At 57.3% G+C, this 18,757-nt stretch carries 19 protein-coding genes and 1 tRNA gene; 14 read left to right on the top strand and 6 right to left on the bottom strand.

What is annotated here, in order from left to right; genetic code table 11:
* Positions 1-191 precede the first annotated feature (191 nt).
* From cfbA to CUJ86_RS05720, 5 genes are all read left to right on the top strand, one after another.
* Positions 192-596, top strand: coding sequence for a sirohydrochlorin nickelochelatase (cfbA, locus tag CUJ86_RS05740; RefSeq protein ID WP_130646605.1), 405 nt, complete (start codon positions 192-194; stop codon positions 594-596).
* Position 597: 1 nt separating this feature from the next.
* Complete coding sequence (locus CUJ86_RS05735) at positions 598-1,977, top strand: thiamine pyrophosphate-dependent enzyme (protein WP_130646604.1); 1,380 nt, start codon at positions 598-600, stop codon at positions 1,975-1,977.
* A gap of 68 nt (positions 1,978-2,045) precedes the next feature.
* A complete protein-coding gene (locus CUJ86_RS05730) occupies positions 2,046-3,377 on the top strand; it encodes a pyridoxal phosphate-dependent aminotransferase (RefSeq protein WP_165394793.1) in 1,332 nt (443 codons plus the stop codon).
* A gap of 184 nt (positions 3,378-3,561) precedes the next feature.
* A complete protein-coding gene (locus CUJ86_RS05725; RefSeq protein ID WP_130646602.1) occupies positions 3,562-4,125 on the top strand; it encodes a hypothetical protein in 564 nt (187 codons plus the stop codon).
* Positions 4,126-4,187: 62 nt separating this feature from the next.
* Positions 4,188-4,745, top strand: coding sequence for a hypothetical protein (locus CUJ86_RS05720; RefSeq protein ID WP_130646601.1), 558 nt, complete (start codon positions 4,188-4,190; stop codon positions 4,743-4,745).
* 193 nt (positions 4,746-4,938) lie between these two features.
* Here CUJ86_RS05720 and CUJ86_RS05715 read toward each other — a convergent pair whose 3' ends face one another.
* Positions 4,939-5,163, bottom strand: a complete 225-nt coding sequence (locus tag CUJ86_RS05715) for a hypothetical protein (protein WP_130646600.1) — start codon at positions 5,161-5,163, stop codon at positions 4,939-4,941.
* Between the two features lie 258 nt (positions 5,164-5,421).
* On the opposite strand from CUJ86_RS05715, the gene CUJ86_RS05710 reads away from it, so the two are divergent.
* The 3 genes from CUJ86_RS05710 to CUJ86_RS05700 are packed head-to-tail and all read left to right on the top strand — an operon-like array spanning position 5,422 to position 7,908.
* On the top strand, positions 5,422-6,270 hold the full coding sequence (locus tag CUJ86_RS05710) for a protein kinase domain-containing protein (protein WP_165394792.1): 849 nt from the start codon (positions 5,422-5,424) through the stop codon (positions 6,268-6,270).
* Positions 6,267-7,460 carry a hypothetical protein gene (locus tag CUJ86_RS05705; protein WP_130646598.1) on the top strand — a complete coding sequence of 398 codons (1,194 nt, stop codon included), beginning with the start codon at positions 6,267-6,269 and terminating at the stop codon, positions 7,458-7,460. The genes CUJ86_RS05710 and CUJ86_RS05705 overlap by 4 nt, the downstream gene beginning before the upstream one ends.
* 1 nt (position 7,461) lies before the next feature.
* Positions 7,462-7,908, top strand: coding sequence for a hypothetical protein (locus tag CUJ86_RS05700; RefSeq protein ID WP_130646597.1), 447 nt, complete (start codon positions 7,462-7,464; stop codon positions 7,906-7,908).
* 503 nt (positions 7,909-8,411) lie between these two features.
* Here CUJ86_RS05700 and CUJ86_RS05695 read toward each other — a convergent pair.
* The 4 genes from CUJ86_RS05695 to CUJ86_RS05680 all read right to left on the bottom strand — a co-directional run bounded on the left by CUJ86_RS05695 (position 8,412) and on the right by CUJ86_RS05680 (position 11,663).
* Positions 8,412-8,483 (bottom strand) — tRNA-Gly (locus tag CUJ86_RS05695).
* Positions 8,484-8,533: 50 nt separating this feature from the next.
* Positions 8,534-9,193, bottom strand: a complete 660-nt coding sequence (locus tag CUJ86_RS05690) for a potassium channel family protein (protein ID WP_130646596.1) — start codon at positions 9,191-9,193, stop codon at positions 8,534-8,536.
* A gap of 34 nt (positions 9,194-9,227) precedes the next feature.
* Positions 9,228-10,664, bottom strand: coding sequence for a TrkH family potassium uptake protein (locus CUJ86_RS05685; protein WP_130646595.1), 1,437 nt, complete (start codon positions 10,662-10,664; stop codon positions 9,228-9,230).
* A gap of 45 nt (positions 10,665-10,709) precedes the next feature.
* Positions 10,710-11,663, bottom strand: a complete 954-nt coding sequence (locus CUJ86_RS05680; RefSeq protein WP_130646594.1) for a DUF7544 domain-containing protein — start codon at positions 11,661-11,663, stop codon at positions 10,710-10,712.
* Between the two features lie 120 nt (positions 11,664-11,783).
* On the opposite strand from CUJ86_RS05680, the gene CUJ86_RS05675 reads away from it, so the two are divergent.
* From CUJ86_RS05675 to cobA, 6 genes are read left to right on the top strand one after another with little or no spacing between them, the layout of a single operon-like run.
* Complete coding sequence (locus CUJ86_RS05675; RefSeq protein WP_235855586.1) at positions 11,784-12,413, top strand: precorrin-2 dehydrogenase/sirohydrochlorin ferrochelatase family protein; 630 nt, start codon at positions 11,784-11,786, stop codon at positions 12,411-12,413.
* Positions 12,414-12,420: 7 nt separating this feature from the next.
* Positions 12,421-13,665, top strand: a complete 1,245-nt coding sequence (gene hemA / locus CUJ86_RS05670; RefSeq protein WP_130646592.1) for a glutamyl-tRNA reductase — start codon at positions 12,421-12,423, stop codon at positions 13,663-13,665.
* Positions 13,644-14,630: a porphobilinogen synthase gene (gene hemB / locus CUJ86_RS05665; protein ID WP_130646591.1), complete on the top strand. Its 987-nt coding sequence runs from the start codon at positions 13,644-13,646 to the stop codon at positions 14,628-14,630. Before hemA ends, hemB begins: the two co-directional genes overlap by 22 nt.
* A complete protein-coding gene (gene hemL, locus CUJ86_RS05660) occupies positions 14,617-15,861 on the top strand; it encodes a glutamate-1-semialdehyde 2,1-aminomutase (protein ID WP_130646590.1) in 1,245 nt (414 codons plus the stop codon). Before hemB ends, hemL begins: the two co-directional genes overlap by 14 nt.
* Positions 15,852-16,736, top strand: coding sequence for a hydroxymethylbilane synthase (gene hemC / locus CUJ86_RS05655; protein ID WP_130646589.1), 885 nt, complete (start codon positions 15,852-15,854; stop codon positions 16,734-16,736). Before hemL ends, hemC begins: the two co-directional genes overlap by 10 nt.
* On the top strand, positions 16,733-17,479 hold the full coding sequence (gene cobA / locus CUJ86_RS05650) for a uroporphyrinogen-III C-methyltransferase (RefSeq protein WP_130646588.1): 747 nt from the start codon (positions 16,733-16,735) through the stop codon (positions 17,477-17,479). The genes hemC and cobA overlap by 4 nt, the downstream gene beginning before the upstream one ends.
* Here cobA and CUJ86_RS05645 read toward each other — a convergent pair.
* On the bottom strand, positions 17,467-18,624 hold the full coding sequence (locus CUJ86_RS05645) for an NAD(P)-dependent oxidoreductase (RefSeq protein WP_130646587.1): 1,158 nt from the start codon (positions 18,622-18,624) through the stop codon (positions 17,467-17,469). The two genes, cobA and CUJ86_RS05645, sit on opposite strands and share 13 nt — an antisense overlap.
* Positions 18,625-18,757 lie beyond the last annotated feature (133 nt).

The raw sequence follows: 18,757 nt of genomic DNA, 5'->3' as shown, positions 1-18,757 counted from the left end.
CCCGGTAAATATTACTCTCTCTCCGGCCAGAAGGCATTTTTTCTGCCATCAAATTGGCCGTATTCAGGGACGGAGGAGAACACCGGCGCAGGATTTGAGGTGGATGCAGTGGATGGAGTCTTGATATCCTTCCGACCGAAAAACGGTAATCGGTAACACTTTTATGATCGAAAAGTTGTACCCATTACTATATGGCACGCAAAGGATTGTTACTCGTCGGCCACGGCAGCAAACTCCCTTATAACAAGGAGCTCATCGAGAACACGGCGGCGCTCATCGCAGAGCAGCACCCGGAGTTCCTCGTAAAGCCGGGTTTCATGTCCATGAACGAACCGACTGTCACCGATGTCCTGAACTCCTTCAAACATGACGACATCGACCTTCTCGTCGTCGTGCCGCTTTTCCTTGCTAAGGGCGTCCACATCCTCAAGGACATCCCCGAACTCCTCGGTCTCCCGGAGGGCGAGAAGAAGGGCACATTTGCACACAATTCGGGCTCAATCCCCCTCGTCTATGCCGATCCGATCGGGGGCGACCCCCTCCTCGCTGACCTGATGGTCAAGAACGCCAGGATGGCGATCGAGCAGAACGCCTGAGATGAGAATTCTCGTCCTCGATACAATCCACGGCGGTGCCCTGCTGGCAGCGGCACTGGCCGAAAAGGGGCATGAGGTGGATGCCGTTGACGTCTATCGGGGGGACGGCGGGATCACGGCGGAGGAGGCGGCAGAGCGGGACTACGACCTCGTCGCCGCCCCGGTGCATCTCAACCCCGCCCACCCCCTCCTCGGGCGGGCCCAGGTGGTGATCACCCACCATGAGGCCGTCCGCATGCTTTTAGCCGGGGATCGCCCCTCACCGATGATCGAGATCACCGGAATGCAGGGGAAGACCACAACCGCGGCGGCGCTGGCATCGGTGATGCCGGGACCGGGCATACTCCACACCTCACGCGGCACAGTCCGGTATCCGGGTGGCGAGACGCTCTGGCGCCGCTCCATCACCCCTGCCTCGGCGCTGTCGGCGGCGGTGGAGGCAACCCGTATTGGCGGATGGTGCGTGATCGAGGAGTCGCTGGGTGTGAGCGGTGCCGGCGACCTTGCTGTGCTCACCTCTGCCGGAGACTACCCGATCGCCGGCGGACAGCGGCGGGCGTTCGAAGCAAAGGTCCGCTCCCTTGCGAATGCACCAGAGGCGCTTGTCCCGCCGGGCATGCGGTTACAGGGGGCAGTGGCGGCCGACGAGATCGCCGTCATCGAGGAGGAGCGCTGCTCCTACTGCTATGGCGGGATCGAGGGTATGTTCGAACACCCGCTTCTCAGCCTCCGGGCCTACCGGGAGCCCCTGCGGGAAAGGGAGGGGACGGAGACCAGGGAGCGGGTGCAGAAGGATCGGGAGGAGTGGCGGGCGCAGACGGCGGGCGAGGCGGATGCGGCGGCCGTGCCTCTGCGGCCCCCCTACATCATGGCGGTGCTCTCCCGGGTGCTGCCCGAGGACACCGTGATATCGGTGGATGTCGGGGAGAACGGCTGGTGGTTCGGCCGGAACTTCCTGATGAAACCGGGTCAGCGGTTCGTGATGTCCGGTTATCTTGCCACGATGGGGTTTGCGCTGCCGGCGGCGATTGCGGCGCGGCTGGCCTATCCTGAGCGCCCGTCGGTCTGCATCACCGGCGACGGCGGTTTTTCGATGTCGATGGCCGAGTTCCTGACTGCCGTACAGTACGATCTCCCGGTCACGGTGATCCTCCTGAACAACCACGAACTCGGGATGATCCGGGTGGAGCAGCGGATGGAGCACTACCCGAACTTCGGGACGGGCCTGACCAATCCCGATTTTGCGGCATATGCACGCTCCTGCGGCGGGGTGGGGTTCCGGGTGGAGCGTCCCGAGGAGTGCGCGGAGGCGGTTGTACAGGCCTTGAAGAGCGGCGTTCCGGCGATCGTGGACATCGAGACCGATCCCGAACGTTTCTAACCCTCCCCCTCCCCGGGATACCTTGATTACCGTTCCCGTCTATGGGGGGCCTGAAGGGGACGGTCGCAATGAAGCAGGTCCAGGTGTTACGGACAGACCCCCACATGGGGGCGATCACCATGCCCGAGAACCTCAGGGTGGGTCTGATGATCAACAGGCAGAGGGAGGCGTGCAGCAGGATTGGCTGCGACGCCCGGTTTTATAATTTTGCGTTCGGCCAGTCGCCGTTCCCGGTGCCGCCACCCATGGTGCGGGCGCTGACCTCGGGAGCGGTTCGGGGGGAGTATACGGATGCAGCAGGAATACCAGAACTGAGGGAAGCAATTTCGAATTTTTACGGCCGGCATTTCGCTATTTCTACCGGCCCGGAGCGGGTGGTTGTCGGGAACGGCACCAAGGAATTGATGTTCATGCTCTTCTCCATGCTGGACGCCACGGTGATCATCCCCTCCCCCTCGTGGGTGGGGTATGCGCCGATACTCAGACTGCTCGGAAAATCGTATGTGAGTCTGGCCCTGGAGCGTGAACGCGGTTATCGGATCGATCCAAGGGATCTGGCCGCACTGCTGGCGAAGAACCCGGACCGCCGCCATCTGCTGGTGCTCAACAACCCCAACAACCCCACCGGCGCCCTCTACAGCCAGCGGGAACTGGAGGAGATCGCCGAGGTCTGCAGGACCTACGGCTGCCTGGTGCTCGCCGATGAGATCTATGCCCTGACCACCTACGCCTTCGAGCATTTCGTCTCGATGGGGGTGATGTACCCGGAGGGCACCTTCGTCACCGGCGGTCTCTCGAAGGACCGTTCGGCCGCCGGATACCGTCTGGGCACCTGCATCCTGCCGGCAGACGCACCCGACGAACTCCTTGACGACCTCACGAAGGTGGCGGCGACGATCCGCACCTCGGTGGCGGCGCCGGTCCAGCACGCCGCCGTCACCGCCTATTCGCCGAGCGTCGAGATCGAGGAGTATATGCGAAACATCAGATCGATCCACTCGATCATGTGCCGCTACCTGTCCAGGGCGACGGCGATGATCAAGGGGGTGGGGGCGACACAACCGGAAGGCGGGTTCTATTTCCTTGCGGACTTCAACGCCCTCAGGGACCGCCTGGAGTCGGCCGGTATCGCCGGTGCAGACGACCTCTCGGCCGCCATGCTCGCCCATCCCCACCATATCGCCACGGTGGGGGGAGAGGCGATCATGCTCCCGCAGGAGAACCTCTCCCTCAGGATCGCCTGCGTGGACTATGACGGGGCGGCGGCGCTCGAACACTACCGGAGCGATCCCCCGAGGAGCAGTCTTGATGAGGTGGCGTTCGTGAACGATGCCGCACCCCGCATGGTCGATGGGATCACGGCGATCCGGCGTTTTGTTGAGGGTGTGAAGAAGAGATAGGGGGTCCCCTGGATCATTTCAATGGGTGGCAAATGACCCCCTCCCCCCCACCACATGAGGAGAGGGGAGGGGGCGGTAGACGGATATTCTCCGTTGTGATGTGCAATTAATATGTCCGGCAATAAATACACATACATTTATATCCTGCAAGCCACTAAATTGCCCACATCGGAGGGACACAATTATGAAAAGAATAAATTTTACTGTATTTGTTGTGCTATCCCTTGTTGTAGCCTTAGTTCTGTGCGGAGGTTGTACTGGTGGGACTGTTGATGTAACACCGACCCCCACTCAACCGCCCACTTCTACCACTGCGCAAACTACACAGGAAACGGCAGTGACGACAACGGAAACGCCTACAACAATGCCACCAACTACGTCCATAACCGAGACTCAAGGACACTCTCCTGGATACGTGGTTATCACTTCACCGAGAGATGGCGACAAGGTGAATAATACGGATACCATAAAAGGAACAGTCGAGGAACTGGATGATTCTGGATTAAATCTCTATGTTCTTGTCAAACCACTTCTCGGTGATTCAGGATGGTGGGTTCAGCCTCAGACAACTGTTTTACCCTCGGGGAACTGGTTTGTCGAAGCATATTTTGGTGACAATGTCACACCAGCAGGAACGGAATTTATTGTTCAGGCGATCGTAAGTAACAATGAACTTGAAGAAGGGGAGCAGATATATAACATTTCTGGATATGATGGAAGTATTCCGGTATACGTAACTCTGGGGTGATCGCTCTGCCATTCACTCCAAGTGAATCATTTTTCTTATTTTCGATCGAAGTGCTGCTGAATATGCTCTTTGCGGCAACATGTGTCATTATTGGCCAGACGGCAATATATATCCCATTTCATTGTGGAGTTATTTTTTTTACGGTGATATCGATAATTATCCTGATATGGTTTCACAATCCTCAAACATTTACCAATACATGGCAAAAAATAAAATCGCCAACCGACAGAAGGATTAAAGGCTGGAACCTGTTTCAGATAGCCGCTGAGTTTGTTTTGGCCTTTATATTGGTTACTGCTTGTGCTGCCTATTTCATGCCACCCTTTGAGATCACATATCCGGAGAACAATGCAGAAACCAGCCTGATTATCGACCTTCAGGGCCATGGAGCAGTTCCCGGCGCAGTATTGTCTGCATATGTGATCGATCCACTCAATAAGGAATGGAAGCAAAGACTGGATGCAGTTGCCAGTCCAGATGGAACATGGGTAATTCATGGTATCCAAATCGGTGAGAAAAGAATTTCCAAATCAGGTGAGAAATATCATGTTTTTGTCAGAATGGCCACTCGGGAAGGAATTGAGTACGATTCAAAGCCAATAACGGTAATTCGAATATGAAATCTATCCTGCACCTTCAGAATCAGAGGGAGGGAAGGTGAATAGAGTATCTATTTCGAATGATATCGTGCCTGCACCCCGCATCTCGGCATGGACGCCCTTAAACAGCGAAACGGCAGAGGCAAACAGGCGTATGGCAGTATCATCTCTAGCAGGTTCCCGAGTCGCCTCTTTCCTCTATTTTTATTCCCGGTCACTCCCGGCGGTGGTCTCTGACAAACCGCACCGTGACGATCACCTGCCAGGCGAAGGTGATCGCCATGACGAACCAGAGGAAGTAGATCAGGAGCAGGTAGGAGAACTGGCTGCCAGGATACATCGGTTCTGCGAGCCAGACGATGAAGGCCAGAATATAGAAGCGGACGAACCATTCCATCGGGAAGAGGAGGTCGCGGAGCTGGGGGATCGAGACGTCCATGATTACCCCTCTCTCCTGCTTCACTTTTGTCGGTTGCGGTTTTGTGCTGGGGGGTGGGAGGGAGGTCCAGGTAGCGGGGGAGAACGATGAAGAGGGGGAAATGTGGGTTTTTCAGATTTGGGGGGGCATTGGCGAGCAAAGTGACGGTTTGGAGAATATTGAAGGGCAGTTCAGGAAATCAAATCGTAAATATTATCTGTTTTCTATAGATCATAGTAACATTGTGGATATCATTATTTGTCTGATCAGGTGTTAAAATTGGAAGAAGAACAATGTCGCGACATACTGGATCATTATAATAACCCAGAATTGATCTATAAGGGAGGTCAAAGAATTGTTTATCGTTTTGACCATCCAGAATATGGGGTTGTTGCCCTAAAAGTTGGCAGATATAAAACACCAGATAACCCGAATGGATGGGACATTGAAAGAATAGAGAGAGAAATCAACATTTTACAAGACATTGATTCCCAATATTATCCAAAAAATTTTTGTTTTAAAAAATTGCCTGATGGCAGATATATAATCATTGAAGAATTCATTGACTCAACACCATTATCCCATTGTATGGATACATTTAAAAAACCCTCTGAAGCATTGAATTTGATTAAAAATCTGGTAATAGGGTTAAATGTAATATGGAAGATGAATGTTGTTCATCGTGATCTTAAACCAGATAATATTTTGATTAAGGAAAGCAATTTACCAACAATTATTGACTTAGGTATTGCTAGAAGTCTGGATAGTACATCAATAACAGAAACGCTCTTGGGTGGCCCTTGTTCAAAATTATATGCAGCTCCCGAACAATTACACTATGATAAGAAAAGGATCGATAAGAGGACTGACCAATACAATCTTGGCATAATTTTAGTACAATTACTTTTGAAGGGCACTCACCCATTTGATCCGAGTCTTGTGGGGGGTAACTCTATTCCACATAATATTATTAATGGAAACTGGTATACTTCTATTTTTAATGAACCTGTATTGTCTCCAATTTTTCCATTAGCTTCGCAATTACTTAGTCCAAAGCCGTATCAACGTTTTCGTTTTTCAAATATGATTTTAGATAAAATTGATTCTTGTTTGGAGGTGTATCAATGAGGTTTGAAATCTATCATCAACTCGGATTTAGAGAGAATTGGAATATTCAGAGTATTTTGGAAGATAACACTGGTGATGGCGTGATTATCTCACCAAGGAGTATGGATCAAGCAAAAGTTGAAAAATTAGATAATAACATAAAAGAGAAAGCGATTTTTGATCCACAATTGATGAATGCTCTTGCAGTTCGTAAAAAAATGGCAACATATGACTTTTATCCTTGTGAAATTATGCCCGGAGGATTTGAAACAGAACAATATCCCGGTTATTCATCAATTTGCGCAAGTAATTGTGTTTCATTTCAAGATCAAAATGATTTCAGATGTTTTGTAATTCCTACACGGTATTCTGGGGAATTGCCACCAGTCTTTAGATATACCGAGATACTAAATGACCATTATATAACACCCTTTTTAACTGCTATTGATAATTCAGGAAGTCGTAAGGAAATATTTGTTGAATTAATATTGAATAGCCATATGATCAAAGACGTTACCTACTCTTCGGAACTACTTAATTGGATTACTGGAATAGAAGGGATAACTGGAATCTATCTTATAACAGAGTTAGATTCTCGAAATAAGCAAATAAACGATGGGAATTATTTATACCATTTGTTAAATTTTATAAACGCACTATCTCAAAATGAACTTAAGGTCATTCTTGGTTATTTAAATACAGAGGCGATACTACTATCATTGGCCAATCCTTCGATTGTTACAATAGGTTCATTTGAGAACACTCGGATTTACAATTCAAAAAATTTTGTTAATCAAGAAGAGAGAACAATAAAAAGGCCCCCAACCCCTCGGTTGTACATACCAAAATTACTTGATTGGATTGAACATCCTTATGTTGAATTAATGAATACAAAATGTCCAAGTTATATACAATCTGTAGCTCAAAATGAATATTTGGATCTTGTACTCGATCCAAAATATGGATGGCATTTTAATAAACCAGAGCCCTATATGCATTTTTTCATTGAAGGATCAAAACAATTAAGGAACATTAGTAGTTTGGAGAGCGAAGATAGATATTGTGAAATCTGTAATATAATTACATCAGCAATTGATGAATATTCAAAATTAAGGGAATCTGGTTTCGAATTAGGGGTATTCGGATCATATCTTTCAGGATGGTTGACCGTCGCAAACTTATTTGGGAATGATCAAGGATGGAGCAGATGATATGGCCTTTACAAGCGAAAAAGAAATGGTTGAGATCATCATAAAAAGTGATTATATAAGAGATCTAACTAGTCCTGGCCCGAGCCTTGTTAAAGAAGAAGTTAAAGGTCTATTTGGTATTCCTGATATCGTAGTTGTAAAAAATGATAATGAAAAAATGATCTCCTATGCATTTGAAGCGAAGCTAACAAACTGGAAAAGAGCGCTTATTCAAGCTTTTCGCTACAAGGCATTTGTTAATCAGTCTTACGTGATTATGGATCACGACCATGTTAAATCTGCTTTATCACAGACAGAACGGTTCTCAAGATCAAATATTGGTCTTATGAGCATCGATAATAATGGCACCATGTATTGCCATCATACCCCACATAGTGATGCTCCTTATTCTACCAAATTTGAAACAATATTTAGCACAATGGTAAAAACAGCCATGCATAATCATTAACAGCATAATTTAACCAATCGTTTTGATCGGTCAATATTTCTCTAGAATTTTGGATCATATTTGGCGACAAGGAGAAGCATTTGAGTGGGTTTCAACTGCCAATTCTATTCAAAAGCCATTATGAGGGCTCTTCAAAGGTGGCAAAATGTCATTACCCGTCTTTGAAATCACCCTTCTATCGTGTTGTCCAAACTGGTGCCCGGACCCCCGAGATCCCAACCCCCGCAACACCCCTGATTGAAATCTGTTCAAGCGCCTGACATCACCTGATATCAGTTCGTTGTGCCACGCCCCCCGATGGCCACTCCGCCCCCGGATCATCGCATTATTCAGCGCCCCCCACACCCCGTCGGCGATCTGCTCTCCGGATATGGCATGCGCGATAGAACGCCATGCGTATAGATGGCGAACACCGTGAAAAGAGGAATCTGTCAGAGGCGGAAGCGTCAATATTTCTGAAGATGCGCGAAAAAAAGATACAGGAATCGAACCTGTGTTCTGAGTGCGCCGACCGGGACTCGAACCCGGGTTTAGGCGTTGGCAACGCCTAGTGATGACCACTACACTATCGGCGCCCTGCATTACCGCAGTGCTCTACAATATTCGCACTTCTTCCATATAAGCATTATCCAGGGGCAGGGGTCGTGAGGAGGGCATCGATCTCTCCGGAATGCTCCTCGGCGGTGACGACAAGCACCTCATCACCCTCCTCGATGGCGGGATCGGCCGCGGCAAACAGGAACTCCTGCCCCCGGTACATCCCGACAATCGAGGATTGTTTTGGCATTATAACCTCGGAAATTCGTTTTCCCACCACCTCTCCCCGGGCGATCACACCGAGAAAACGGATGTCGCCGCGCACCAGCGTGGAGAGTTCGATGGTGTCCACCCCGCGCAGGGCATCGGCGATGATCTCCGCCGTCGCCTGCGGCGGGTTGAGCACATGATGAAACCCGAGTCTCTTGGCCACAACGAGAAACTGGGCATCGTCCGTCCGTAAAATTGTCTCCCGCACCCCGGCGCCGCGGGCGATCAGCCCGATCAGGATGTTGTCCTGGTCGTGGTCAGTGCACGCCACCACCGCATCCGCATCCTCAATTCCTGCCTTATCCAGGATGTCGGGCCTGGTCCCCTCGCCGTGGATCACCGAACAGTCCAGGTTCTCCGCAATGTCCTCCGCCCGCTCCCCGTCCCGCTCGACCACCACCACCTGGGTGCCGAGCCCGATCAGCTTCTCCGCAAGCCCGCGCCCGAGCGTGCTCGCCCCGACAATGATCACCCGCATACCTGATCACACCGCTGATGGACGTGCACACGTATCAATCCCTCCCAGGGCGGATCCATGTCCTGGGCATGAACATCACCAGGAAGGGCATCACCTCGATCCGGCCCATCAACATATCGATGCAGAGCACCGCTTTCAGCAGCACGGGAAGGTCTGGCCCGGTCAGCCCGGTCGAAAGCCCCACGGTGCCAAGGGCGCTTGCCACCTCGAAGACGGCATCCTCCATGCCGGCGCCGGCGAGCATGAACACCAGCGCCGAGAGGATAATGCAGCCGATATAGCAGAATATGAACCCGACGACGGCATAGACATCCGGCCATTCCATCAGGTGCCCGCCCACCCGGAAGGGGACCACCGCCTCCCTCGGGAGGGAGAAGCGGAGAAAGATGTAGCGGATCAGCGCAAGCACGAGGATAAGGCGGAGGATCTTGATCCCGCCCGCCGTCGATCCGATCGAACCCCCGATGCACATCAGCAGGGAGAGCACCGCCTTTGCCGGAGGCGGGAGGGCACCGATATCGATCGTCGAGAACCCGGAGGTGGTCAGGGCCGAGAGCACCTGAAACGCCGCAACCGGAACGGCTTCGGGGAGCGGCATGGCACCGCCCAGGATAAACAGGAGCAGCACAAAACCGGCGACAGCGATCACGGCAAACACCTGCACCTGGATATCGCTCAGAAGACGGAGCGGATCCTTCAGGAGTGCTGGGTAGAGACCGATACTGACGGCGCCCATCAGGGAGGAGAGGATCACCAGGGCGGGCAGCACCCCCCCGAAGGCCGCAACGCTCTCGGGGCGCGTGGAAAAGCCACCGGTCGATATCCCGCTCAATGCATGACAGAGGGCATCGAAGGGCTCCATCCCACCGAACAGAAGCAACAGGAAGGCGACGACCGTCAGCGCCAGATAGACGGAGAAGAGCAGACGCACGGTGGCGCCAATCGTCGGGCGGAGCCGTTCTTCGTCGCCGATCGAGGCAGTATAGAGGCGCAGGGCGCTCGTCCCCGGCCCGACGACGAAGGTGAGCACCAGCACCACGATACCGATCCCCCCCACCCACTGGAGCCAGGAACGGAAGAACAGGAAAAATGCCGGCACTCCCACGGGGGCGACCGAGAGACCGGTCGTGGTCAGGCCGGAGACCGACTCAAAAAAAGCGTCGATACCATTCATCCCGGAGGAAAGGGAAAGCGGCAGAGTGCAGAGAAGGGAGGCGGCAGGAAAGGCGATGGCGGCAAGCACCAGCGCCTCCTTCCACTCGAGATCGGTCTCTGGAAAATGCCGGAGGAGAGCGGCGCCTGCGGCAAACGAGAGCAGGGCACACCCCAGCGCCGCCATGCCCGCCGCCGTCTCCCCGAAGAAGACTGCGGCAGCCGCCGGCACAAGGAGGACGATCCCGATGCCGACGAAGGTGCCGCCGCAATATCGCAGCACCGCCGGCAAAGAGACCGGAGAGACGAGTTCATACATCCCGGACCCCCTATGGGCCCGGGACATAGATAACCTTCACCACCCTCAGGCCGATGCCTCTCCGGGAGGGAGGAGGTCGTAGTCGGGCGTGAAGGACGAGAGCACACCCAGGGAATAGTACCTGAAGAAGGTGACGAAGGGCACCTGAACGAGAAGGAGGAACGGGATGGCGATGAGCACCCCGATGCCAAGGAGCAGCAGGTAGAACGGCAGGACCGCACCATTCATGATGTACATCGCCGCCGCACCCACAACGAGCAGCGGGACGGCGATCACCGCAAGCACAAGCAGGGCGAGAAGGAGCACGATCAGGCCCACCACAATGCCGAGAACGAACTTGAAGACCACATAGACGGCAGTGTTCTTCAGGTCCGCCCGCACGAATCCCCACACCCGGCGCCATCCGGTGATGACTCCGCAATCGTCCCGGATCATCACCGGCACCACGAAATCGATGGTGAGCATCATCACCACTCCGACAATGATGGCGAGCACCAGCAGCACCGGGAGCATCAGAAGGAAGAACACCACATTGGGCGTCCCTGTCATCCCGGCCGGAAAGATGAGGATCAATGCAAGCAGGGCAATGGCGGCGAATATCAGCAGCATGAGACCAAACTGGAAGAGAAAGAGGCGCAGCCCCTTACCACTCCTGAGCCCGAAGGTGCGGGAGAGGGAGACCGTGCCTGAGGACAGGCAGTCGACGAATACAAACTGCAGGATCGATCCGATCATCAGGAAGATCAGCGCCAGCAGGAGAACGATCCCGATAAGCGCCAGAACCAGGGCCATCGAAACCCCCGGATCGAGCGGCATCCCCATGTCCGGACCGGAATCCAGATTATAGGAGAAGATATTGAATCCGCCGCCAAACCCCCCGACAAACAGGGCGATCAACGCCAGCCTGAACCACACCCCGGCCCTGAACGGCCAGAGAAGGGTTTTGGTACGGGAAATGGCGTCATCGATAGCGTCAAATGCGTAGAAACCTGATCCCATGCCCATCCATGGGGGAGGGATCGATAAAAAATCATCTGGCTGGTGTTACGATGTGCCACAATCTGTGATACAGAATCTTAATCAATGGCCGCCGCCCACAGATCATCAATGATTCCGCTGATGATCGACGGTGCTGGCCGGCATGTCGTTATATTCGGGGGCGGTCCGGTGGGAGCGCGGAAAGCCGCCTATTTTGCCCGTGAAATGCGGGTGACCACCATCAGCAGATCATTTCACGAGATGTTCGACAATATTCCGGCCGAACGGAGGCGGGTCGATCTCGGCACGATGGACGAAGAGGATATTGCGACCCTCCTCTCCGGCGCCTTTCTTGCCGTCGCCGCCACCTCGGAGCGCACCCTCAACGACCGGATCGGCCGGGCCGCACGGAGGGCGGGCGTACTCTTCAACAATGCCGACGGCGAGAGGGGGGACGTGCTCATCCCCTCTGTGGTGCGGGGGGAGCACTATACCCTGTCCATCAGCACGGGCGGTGCAGGCCCTGCCGTGCCGCGTTTTCTAAGAGAACATCTCCAACAGACCTTTCCTCACCTCGATGCAATGATCGGCGTCCAGGAACGCCTCAGGGCCGACCTGAAGGCGGAGGTGCCCGACCGGGAACGGCGGCAGACAGTGCTGCGGGCGGTCCTCAGCGACCCCGATGCCTGGGCCTGGATCGCCGCAGAGGGAGAAGAGGCATACCAGAAAATCAGGGAGCGATATATCGGTGGAACGGCTACTGCATACTGACCTTGCGATGGCTGGCCTCAGCCATCACACCGCCTCGCTTGCCGAACTCGAGGACTTCAGGTTTGATGACGAAGAGGCCTTCCTCACGGCGGCACGGCAGCGCTTCAAGGGGGTCGTGCTCTTCCAGACCTGCAACCGGATCGAGATTCTGGTCCATGGGGAGGCAGGCACGCTGACCGCATTTCTGCATGAGACCGGGAGAGAACGCTTCGATATCCTGGAAGGGGTCGACGTTCTCCGCCACCTCCTGCGGGTGGCGGCCGGCGTGGACTCGATGATCATCGGCGAGGACCAGATCCTTGGGCAGCTGAAGCGGGCATGGACGGCGTCGCAGGAGGCCGGTTCCTCTGACGAGATCACCGACCTCTGCATGAAGAAAGCCGTCCATGTCGGCGTCGAAGTGCGGAGGCGGACCCGGATCAACCGGGGCGCCGTTTCGATCGGCTCGGCGGCCGTCGCCCTCGCCGAAGACCTCCTGAGCAGCCTGGAGGGGCGGCACATCCTTGTCGTCGGGAGCGGCGAGATGGGAATGCTCGTCGCCCAGGCACTGGCCGCCAAGGACCTGACGGCGATCTATGTGGCCAACCGCACCTATGAACGGGCGGTCGTGCTCGCCGAGAAGATCGGAGGGAAGGCGGTCAACTTCGGCGAACTCAGGCGGTATATCACCCTCTCAGATGTCGTGATCACCTGCACCTCGGCGCCGCATGCGGTGATCACCCGCGACCTCATGGCCGGGGTGATGAAAGAGCGGTGCTGGCCGCTCGACGGCCACCCGAGACCGATCGTGGTCATCGATATCGCCCAGCCCAGGGACGTGGAGGCGGAGGCGGGAGGCGTCGATGGCGTCAGCCTCTATACCATCGACAACCTCAGGGACGTCAACGAGCATACACTGGCCGAACGGCGGAGCGAGGCAGACCAGGCCGAGGCCTTCATCGAGTCCGAACTCACCCGCTTCATCGGGCTTCTGAACAGCGCTTCGGCGGAGGAAGTGCTCAGGATGCTCCACACATGGGCCGAGACGATCCGGGTCCGCGAGCGGGACCGCGCCCTCTCCAGACTCCAGGGCTGCAGGGACGACGTCCCAGCCGTCATCGACGACCTGACGCGGGTGCTCACCAAAAAACTCCTGATCGACGCCACCTTCTCCATCCGCTCCTGTGCCGAGCAGGGGCAGATGGACGAGGCGGACCGACTGCTGAATGCGATCACACGGGGGAACCGATCATGTTTCCGGAAAGACGACTGAGACGACTGAGAAAACGGAACCTCCAGCCACTCTTCAGGGAGACCAGGCTGGATGTGAGCGACCTTGTCATGCCGCTCTTCTTTGACGAGACGATCGAGGCGGCTGTTCCCATTGAGTCCATGCCCGGACAGTACCGCCATCCGATCAGGGAGGCGGGAGCAGTGGCAAATCGGCTGGAAAAGGCAGGGATCCGCGCCGTGCTGCTCTTCGGCATTCCTGTCGAAAAGGACGGCGGTGCGCACTCCGCATACGCCGAAAACGGGGTAGTGCAACAGGCAGTGGCCGGGATCAAAGCGGCCTGCCCCTTGATGACGGTGATCACCGATGTCTGCGCCTGCGAGTACACCGATCACGGCCATTGCGGGATCATCGGGGAGACCTGCAGCGGCGAGATCGACCTGCTCAACGATCCATCGCTGGCCCTGATGCAGAAGATCGCCGTCTCACATGCCCGAGCCGGGGCCGACATGGTGGCGCCGTCCTGCATGCTCGACGGCATGGTGCAGGCGATCCGTACCGCCCTTGACGGATCGGGTTTCTCAGAGGTGCCGATCATGTCCTACTCCACAAAGTTTGCAAGCGCACTCTATGGGCCGTTCAGGGAGGCAGCGGCGTCGGGCTACTCCTTCGGGGACCGCACGACCTACCAGATGGACCCCGCCAATGCACGCGAGGCCTTCAGGGAATCGGCTGAGGACGCCGCAGAAGGGGCAGACGTCCTGATGGTGAAGCCCGCCGGTCTCTATCTGGACGTACTGGCGTCGGTCCGAGAACTCGGGCTGCCGGTTGCGGCCTACCAGGTCTCCGGCGAGTATGCCATGCTGAAGGCGGCAGGGGAGCGGGGCTGGATCGACGAACGGCGCTGCGCCCTCGAGAGTCTCACCTGTATCAGACGGGCCGGTGCCGATCTGATCATCACCTATTATGCCGAAGATGTTGCGAGGTGGCTGAATGAAGAGCAATGAACTGTTTGCACGGGCCCGGACGATGATGCCGGGCGGGGTATCGAGCCCGGTCCGGGCGATCTCTCCCAATCCTTTCTATGTGACGGATGCGGAGGGCGCTGTGCTCCGGACCGCCGACGGGACGGAATTGATCGACTGCTGCCTGGGCTACGGACCCCTTATCCTGGGGCACCGGCCGGATGGGGTGAAGAGGGCGATCGAGGAGCAGGCGGCGAAGGGCTGGCTGTATGGCACGCCATCGCCCGGTGAGATCGACCTTGCCGGGCGGATCATCGCCGACCATCCCTCGGTCGATATGCTCCGCTTTGTCTCGACCGGATCGGAGGCGACGATGGCGGCGATCCGCCTCGCCCGCGCCGCCACCGGGAAGCGCGACATCATCAAGGTCGAAGGGGGGTTCCACGGCGCCCATGACGCCGTGCTGGTCAGGGCCGGTTCGGGCGCTACCACTCTTGGGGTGCCCGATTCCGCCGGAGTGGTCGCCGATCTGGTGGCGCATACGCGGCAGGTGCCCTACAACTCCGTCGAGGCGCTGGATGAGGTGCTCTCCTCCTCAGAGGATATCGCCGCCCTGATCATCGAGCCCGTGATGGGCAATATCGGCCCGATCCTCCCTGAAGACGGATACTTGGAGGAGGTGCGGCGGATCACCCGCGAGCACGACACCCTCCTGATCTTCGACGAGGTGATCACCGGATACCGCCTCGGCATCGGCGGGGCACAGGTCATGTTCGGGATCGAGCCTGACCTCACCACCTTCGGCAAGATCATCGGCGGGGGCCTGCCGATCGGGGCCTTCGGCGGCAGAAAGGACCTGATGGAGATGGTGGCCCCGCAGGGACCGGTCTATCAGGCCGGCACCTTCTCCGGCAACCCGCTCACCATGGCGGCCGGCAGCGCCGCACTCGGGTGGATCCACGACCACACAGAGATCTACGGGCGGCTTTCGGCGGCGACGGCGGCGATCGCCGATGCCTGCACCGATGCCGGCGCCGGGGGATCGTTCGTGAGGATCGGGTCCATGTTCAAGTACTTCTTCAGGTCGGAACCGCCACAGAACTACCTCGAAGCAAAAGAGAGCGATACCGTAGCATTCCGGTCTTTCTGGGAGGGGATGCTGGGGCAGGGTGTCTTCCTGCCCCCCTCGCAGTTCGAGACCAACTTCCTCTCTGCCGCACACACCGAAGCGATCGTCGAACGCATCATGGACGCATACAGAACATGTCTCTGAAAATCGGAACACGGGGAAGCAAACTCGCCCTTGTCCAGACCGAACGGGTCTGCCGGGCGCTGACAGAGATGGGCATCGAGGTCGAGACCGCCGTCATCAAGACAAAGGGGGATGCGGAAACCAGTGTCCCGCTCCATGAGATCGGCGGGCAGGGGGTGTTTGTCCGCGCCCTCGACGAGGCGATCATCGACGGCACCATCGATGTCGCCGTCCACAGCATGAAGGACATCCCGGCAAAACGCCCGCGGGGCGTGATCACCGGCGCCGTCCTGACCCGGGACTCGCCTGCGGATTTTCTGGCCTTTGAAGGCGACATCGGGGACGTGGAGGTGGTCGGCACCGCCTCGACGAGACGACGCGCCCAGATCCTCAGGCACGATCCCGACATCGAGGTGCGCCAGCTCAGGGGGAACGTGGACACCCGGATCAAAAAACTCAGGTCCGGCGAATTCGACGCCATCGTGCTCGCCGAGGCCGGTCTGGACCGCCTGGGATACCGGATCGGCGGGCAACGCCTCCCGACCTCGAACTTTGTGCCCTCCCCCAACCAGGGCACAATCGCCGTCGTCTGCAGGAACAGTCCGGAGATCAGCGACACCATCCGGCGACTCGACGATCCCTGCACGCGCATGGATGCCGGGATCGAACGGATCGTGATGGAAGAGGTCGGGGGTGGCTGTTTCACCCCGCAGGGGATCTACTGCAGGAACGGTCATCTCATCGCCGAGGTGCTCTCCCTCGACGGCGACCGGGACGTGCGGATCGAGGAAGAGATCACCACGCCCTCCGAGGCGCATGCCGCGGGCCAGAGGCTCAGGAACGAGGGGATCGAACTGATAAAGGAGGCATATCGCCGTCTGGGGCTGTCATCATGAGCGGGAAGGTCACGCTCGTCGGGTCCGGGCCAGGGGGGTGTGGTCTGCTCACTCCCGACGCCCGCCAGGCGATCGAGGCGGCGGAGGTCATCTTCTTCGATCAGCTCCCCGGCGAGGAGGTGCTCGCCGCCCTCCCGGCGGATGCAGAAAAGATCGACTGCGGGAAGTTCGGCAGCGCCCACACCCTTGAGCAGCAGGAGATCGAGGACCTGATGATCCGGCACGCACAGGAGGGGCGGAAGGTCGTCCGCCTGAAAGGGGGCGATCCCTTCCTCTTCGGGCGGGGCGGCGAGGAGATGGAGGCGCTCCGGGCCGCCGGGATCGAGGTGGCGATCGTGCCCGGGATCACCTCGGCGATCGCCGTTCCTGAATCAGTCGGCATACCGGTCACCCACCGGCGCTTCGCCTCGCAGGTGACGATCATCACCGGCCACGAGGATCCGACAAAGGACGAGTCGGCGCTCGACTGGCGGCTGCTGGCGCAGAGCCGCGGCACCATCGTGGTGCTGATGGGCGTGAAAAACCTCCCGCAGATCGCCGCATCCCTGGTAGAGAACGGGCGCAGCCCCGAGACCCCGGTGGCGATCATCGAGCGCGGCATGCGCCCTGACCAGCGGGTGAGCGTCGGAAGCCTGGCAACGATTGCAGATGTTGCAGCGGAGAGGGGCGTTTCCCCGCCGGCCGTCATCGTCATCGGCGAGGTTGTCGGCCTCTATGACGGCAGCACCCTCTACCGCCCCTGAAGGATCTCCCAGATCTCCAGGGCGCGGCTGGACGGCAGGTCGAGGTCGTCCATGCTCAGGAGATCTCCGGTCCGCACCTTTTTTCTGACCACCGCATCGGTGATCAGCCCGATGGGCACATGCTCCGGGGCGTCCGCAATCCGCACACACGAACCCCGGACCACAAAACTGCCGATGCCGCGCCGGATCGCCGTCCCGGGTTCGAGGTCGCACTTGGCGATCGCCGCCACCGAGATCTCCGGGTCGGTGCCGTTGTTGAGCAGCACCCCCCCTCCCGAGGCCACCCGCCTGATGGTCTTTGCGATCTCAAGGTTGCAGAGATGGAAGGTGCGCAGCAGGGTGTAGACCGGACCGTCGCCCATCTTATAGTAGCGCAGGTAGTCGGCAAACCGCTCGTCGTGGAGGGCGGCGATGAACACGCCCGCCGGAGAGCCCGGAGAGAGCACGTAATCGCTCACCGCCCGGTCCATGCGCAGGGCGCCCTCGGCAAGCAGCCGCGCCCCGGCCTCCAGGTCGGGGTTCTCCGGGCCGAGAAGACCGGGCCGGAGGATGCCGGCGCCCAGGCCGTTCGCCACCAGCGCCTGCTCGATCTGGACCTTGGTGCCGTCGGTGAATGCCGTCACCTTGTCAGGGCGAATCCCCTGTTTTTTCGCCCAGAAGTCCATCTCCTCAGGCGTCGGGGTGTGGTTGAGATAGCCCTTGATGTTCCCGTAGACCAGGGGATGAAACCCCATCTGGACGGCGTCCTCCCGCAGCGCCGCCAGGCACCCGGGCTGATCACCCTCAGCCTCGGTGAACAGGCCCTTGCCGGCGAAATACGAACCCGTGGTCACCTGCACCTCGGCGTCCATGGTCACGACCGGGAGACCGGCGGCCATCACCTCCTCGATCACCCCGGTGGCGTGGAGCACGTCCCCCGAACACTCGACGACAATATCGGATCCATCGATCAGGTCCTCTACCGCTCCAACCGCCCGCACCCCCTCAGGGAACCCGGCAATCTCGCCGGGCGGACGGCGGGTGAGCACCGGTCCGGTAACCATCCCGTCCTGCCCTGAAAGGGCGATCAACAGTCCACGGGCAATAAACCCTGTACCGACAACACCGACCCTGAGCGGGTCGCTCTCTTCCCCCCCCGAATACATCCGGTGCCATTCTCACGGAACCAACATATAAACATTTCGCATTGGTCGCGGTGCCCGTCGCCGCATTCGAACATCCTGACGGGCCGCGGGGACCGCCGGGAATCCTTGGAACGTCCCCTGCAGGGAGCAGGCA

Origin of the sequence: Methanofollis fontis (genome assembly GCF_004297185.1) — an archaeon.
Classification (GTDB): domain Archaea; phylum Halobacteriota; class Methanomicrobia; order Methanomicrobiales; family Methanofollaceae; genus Methanofollis; species Methanofollis fontis.
This window is presented reverse-complemented; position numbering and strand designations above follow the sequence as displayed.

Excerpts from the sequence above, each read along its gene's own strand:
- cfbA (WP_130646605.1), top strand. The coding sequence starts at position 192 with ATGGCACGCAAAGGATTGTTACTCGTCGGCCACGGCAGCAAACTCCCT.
- CUJ86_RS05735 (WP_130646604.1), top strand. The coding sequence starts at position 598 with ATGAGAATTCTCGTCCTCGATACAATCCACGGCGGTGCCCTGCTGGCA.
- CUJ86_RS05730 (WP_165394793.1), top strand. The coding sequence starts at position 2,046 with ATGAAGCAGGTCCAGGTGTTACGGACAGACCCCCACATGGGGGCGATC.
- CUJ86_RS05725 (WP_130646602.1), top strand. The coding sequence starts at position 3,562 with ATGAAAAGAATAAATTTTACTGTATTTGTTGTGCTATCCCTTGTTGTA.
- CUJ86_RS05720 (WP_130646601.1), top strand. The coding sequence starts at position 4,188 with ATGCTCTTTGCGGCAACATGTGTCATTATTGGCCAGACGGCAATATAT.
- CUJ86_RS05715 (WP_130646600.1), bottom strand. The coding sequence starts at position 5,163 with ATGGACGTCTCGATCCCCCAGCTCCGCGACCTCCTCTTCCCGATGGAA.
- CUJ86_RS05705 (WP_130646598.1), top strand. The coding sequence starts at position 6,267 with ATGAGGTTTGAAATCTATCATCAACTCGGATTTAGAGAGAATTGGAAT.
- CUJ86_RS05700 (WP_130646597.1), top strand. The coding sequence starts at position 7,462 with ATGGCCTTTACAAGCGAAAAAGAAATGGTTGAGATCATCATAAAAAGT.
- CUJ86_RS05690 (WP_130646596.1), bottom strand. The coding sequence starts at position 9,193 with ATGCGGGTGATCATTGTCGGGGCGAGCACGCTCGGGCGCGGGCTTGCG.
- CUJ86_RS05685 (WP_130646595.1), bottom strand. The coding sequence starts at position 10,664 with ATGTATGAACTCGTCTCTCCGGTCTCTTTGCCGGCGGTGCTGCGATAT.
- CUJ86_RS05680 (WP_130646594.1), bottom strand. The coding sequence starts at position 11,663 with ATGGGATCAGGTTTCTACGCATTTGACGCTATCGATGACGCCATTTCC.
- CUJ86_RS05675 (WP_235855586.1), top strand. The coding sequence starts at position 11,784 with ATGATCGACGGTGCTGGCCGGCATGTCGTTATATTCGGGGGCGGTCCG.
- hemA (WP_130646592.1), top strand. The coding sequence starts at position 12,421 with ATGGCTGGCCTCAGCCATCACACCGCCTCGCTTGCCGAACTCGAGGAC.
- hemB (WP_130646591.1), top strand. The coding sequence starts at position 13,644 with ATGTTTCCGGAAAGACGACTGAGACGACTGAGAAAACGGAACCTCCAG.
- hemL (WP_130646590.1), top strand. The coding sequence starts at position 14,617 with ATGAAGAGCAATGAACTGTTTGCACGGGCCCGGACGATGATGCCGGGC.
- hemC (WP_130646589.1), top strand. The coding sequence starts at position 15,852 with ATGTCTCTGAAAATCGGAACACGGGGAAGCAAACTCGCCCTTGTCCAG.
- cobA (WP_130646588.1), top strand. The coding sequence starts at position 16,733 with ATGAGCGGGAAGGTCACGCTCGTCGGGTCCGGGCCAGGGGGGTGTGGT.
- CUJ86_RS05645 (WP_130646587.1), bottom strand. The coding sequence starts at position 18,624 with ATGTATTCGGGGGGGGAAGAGAGCGACCCGCTCAGGGTCGGTGTTGTC.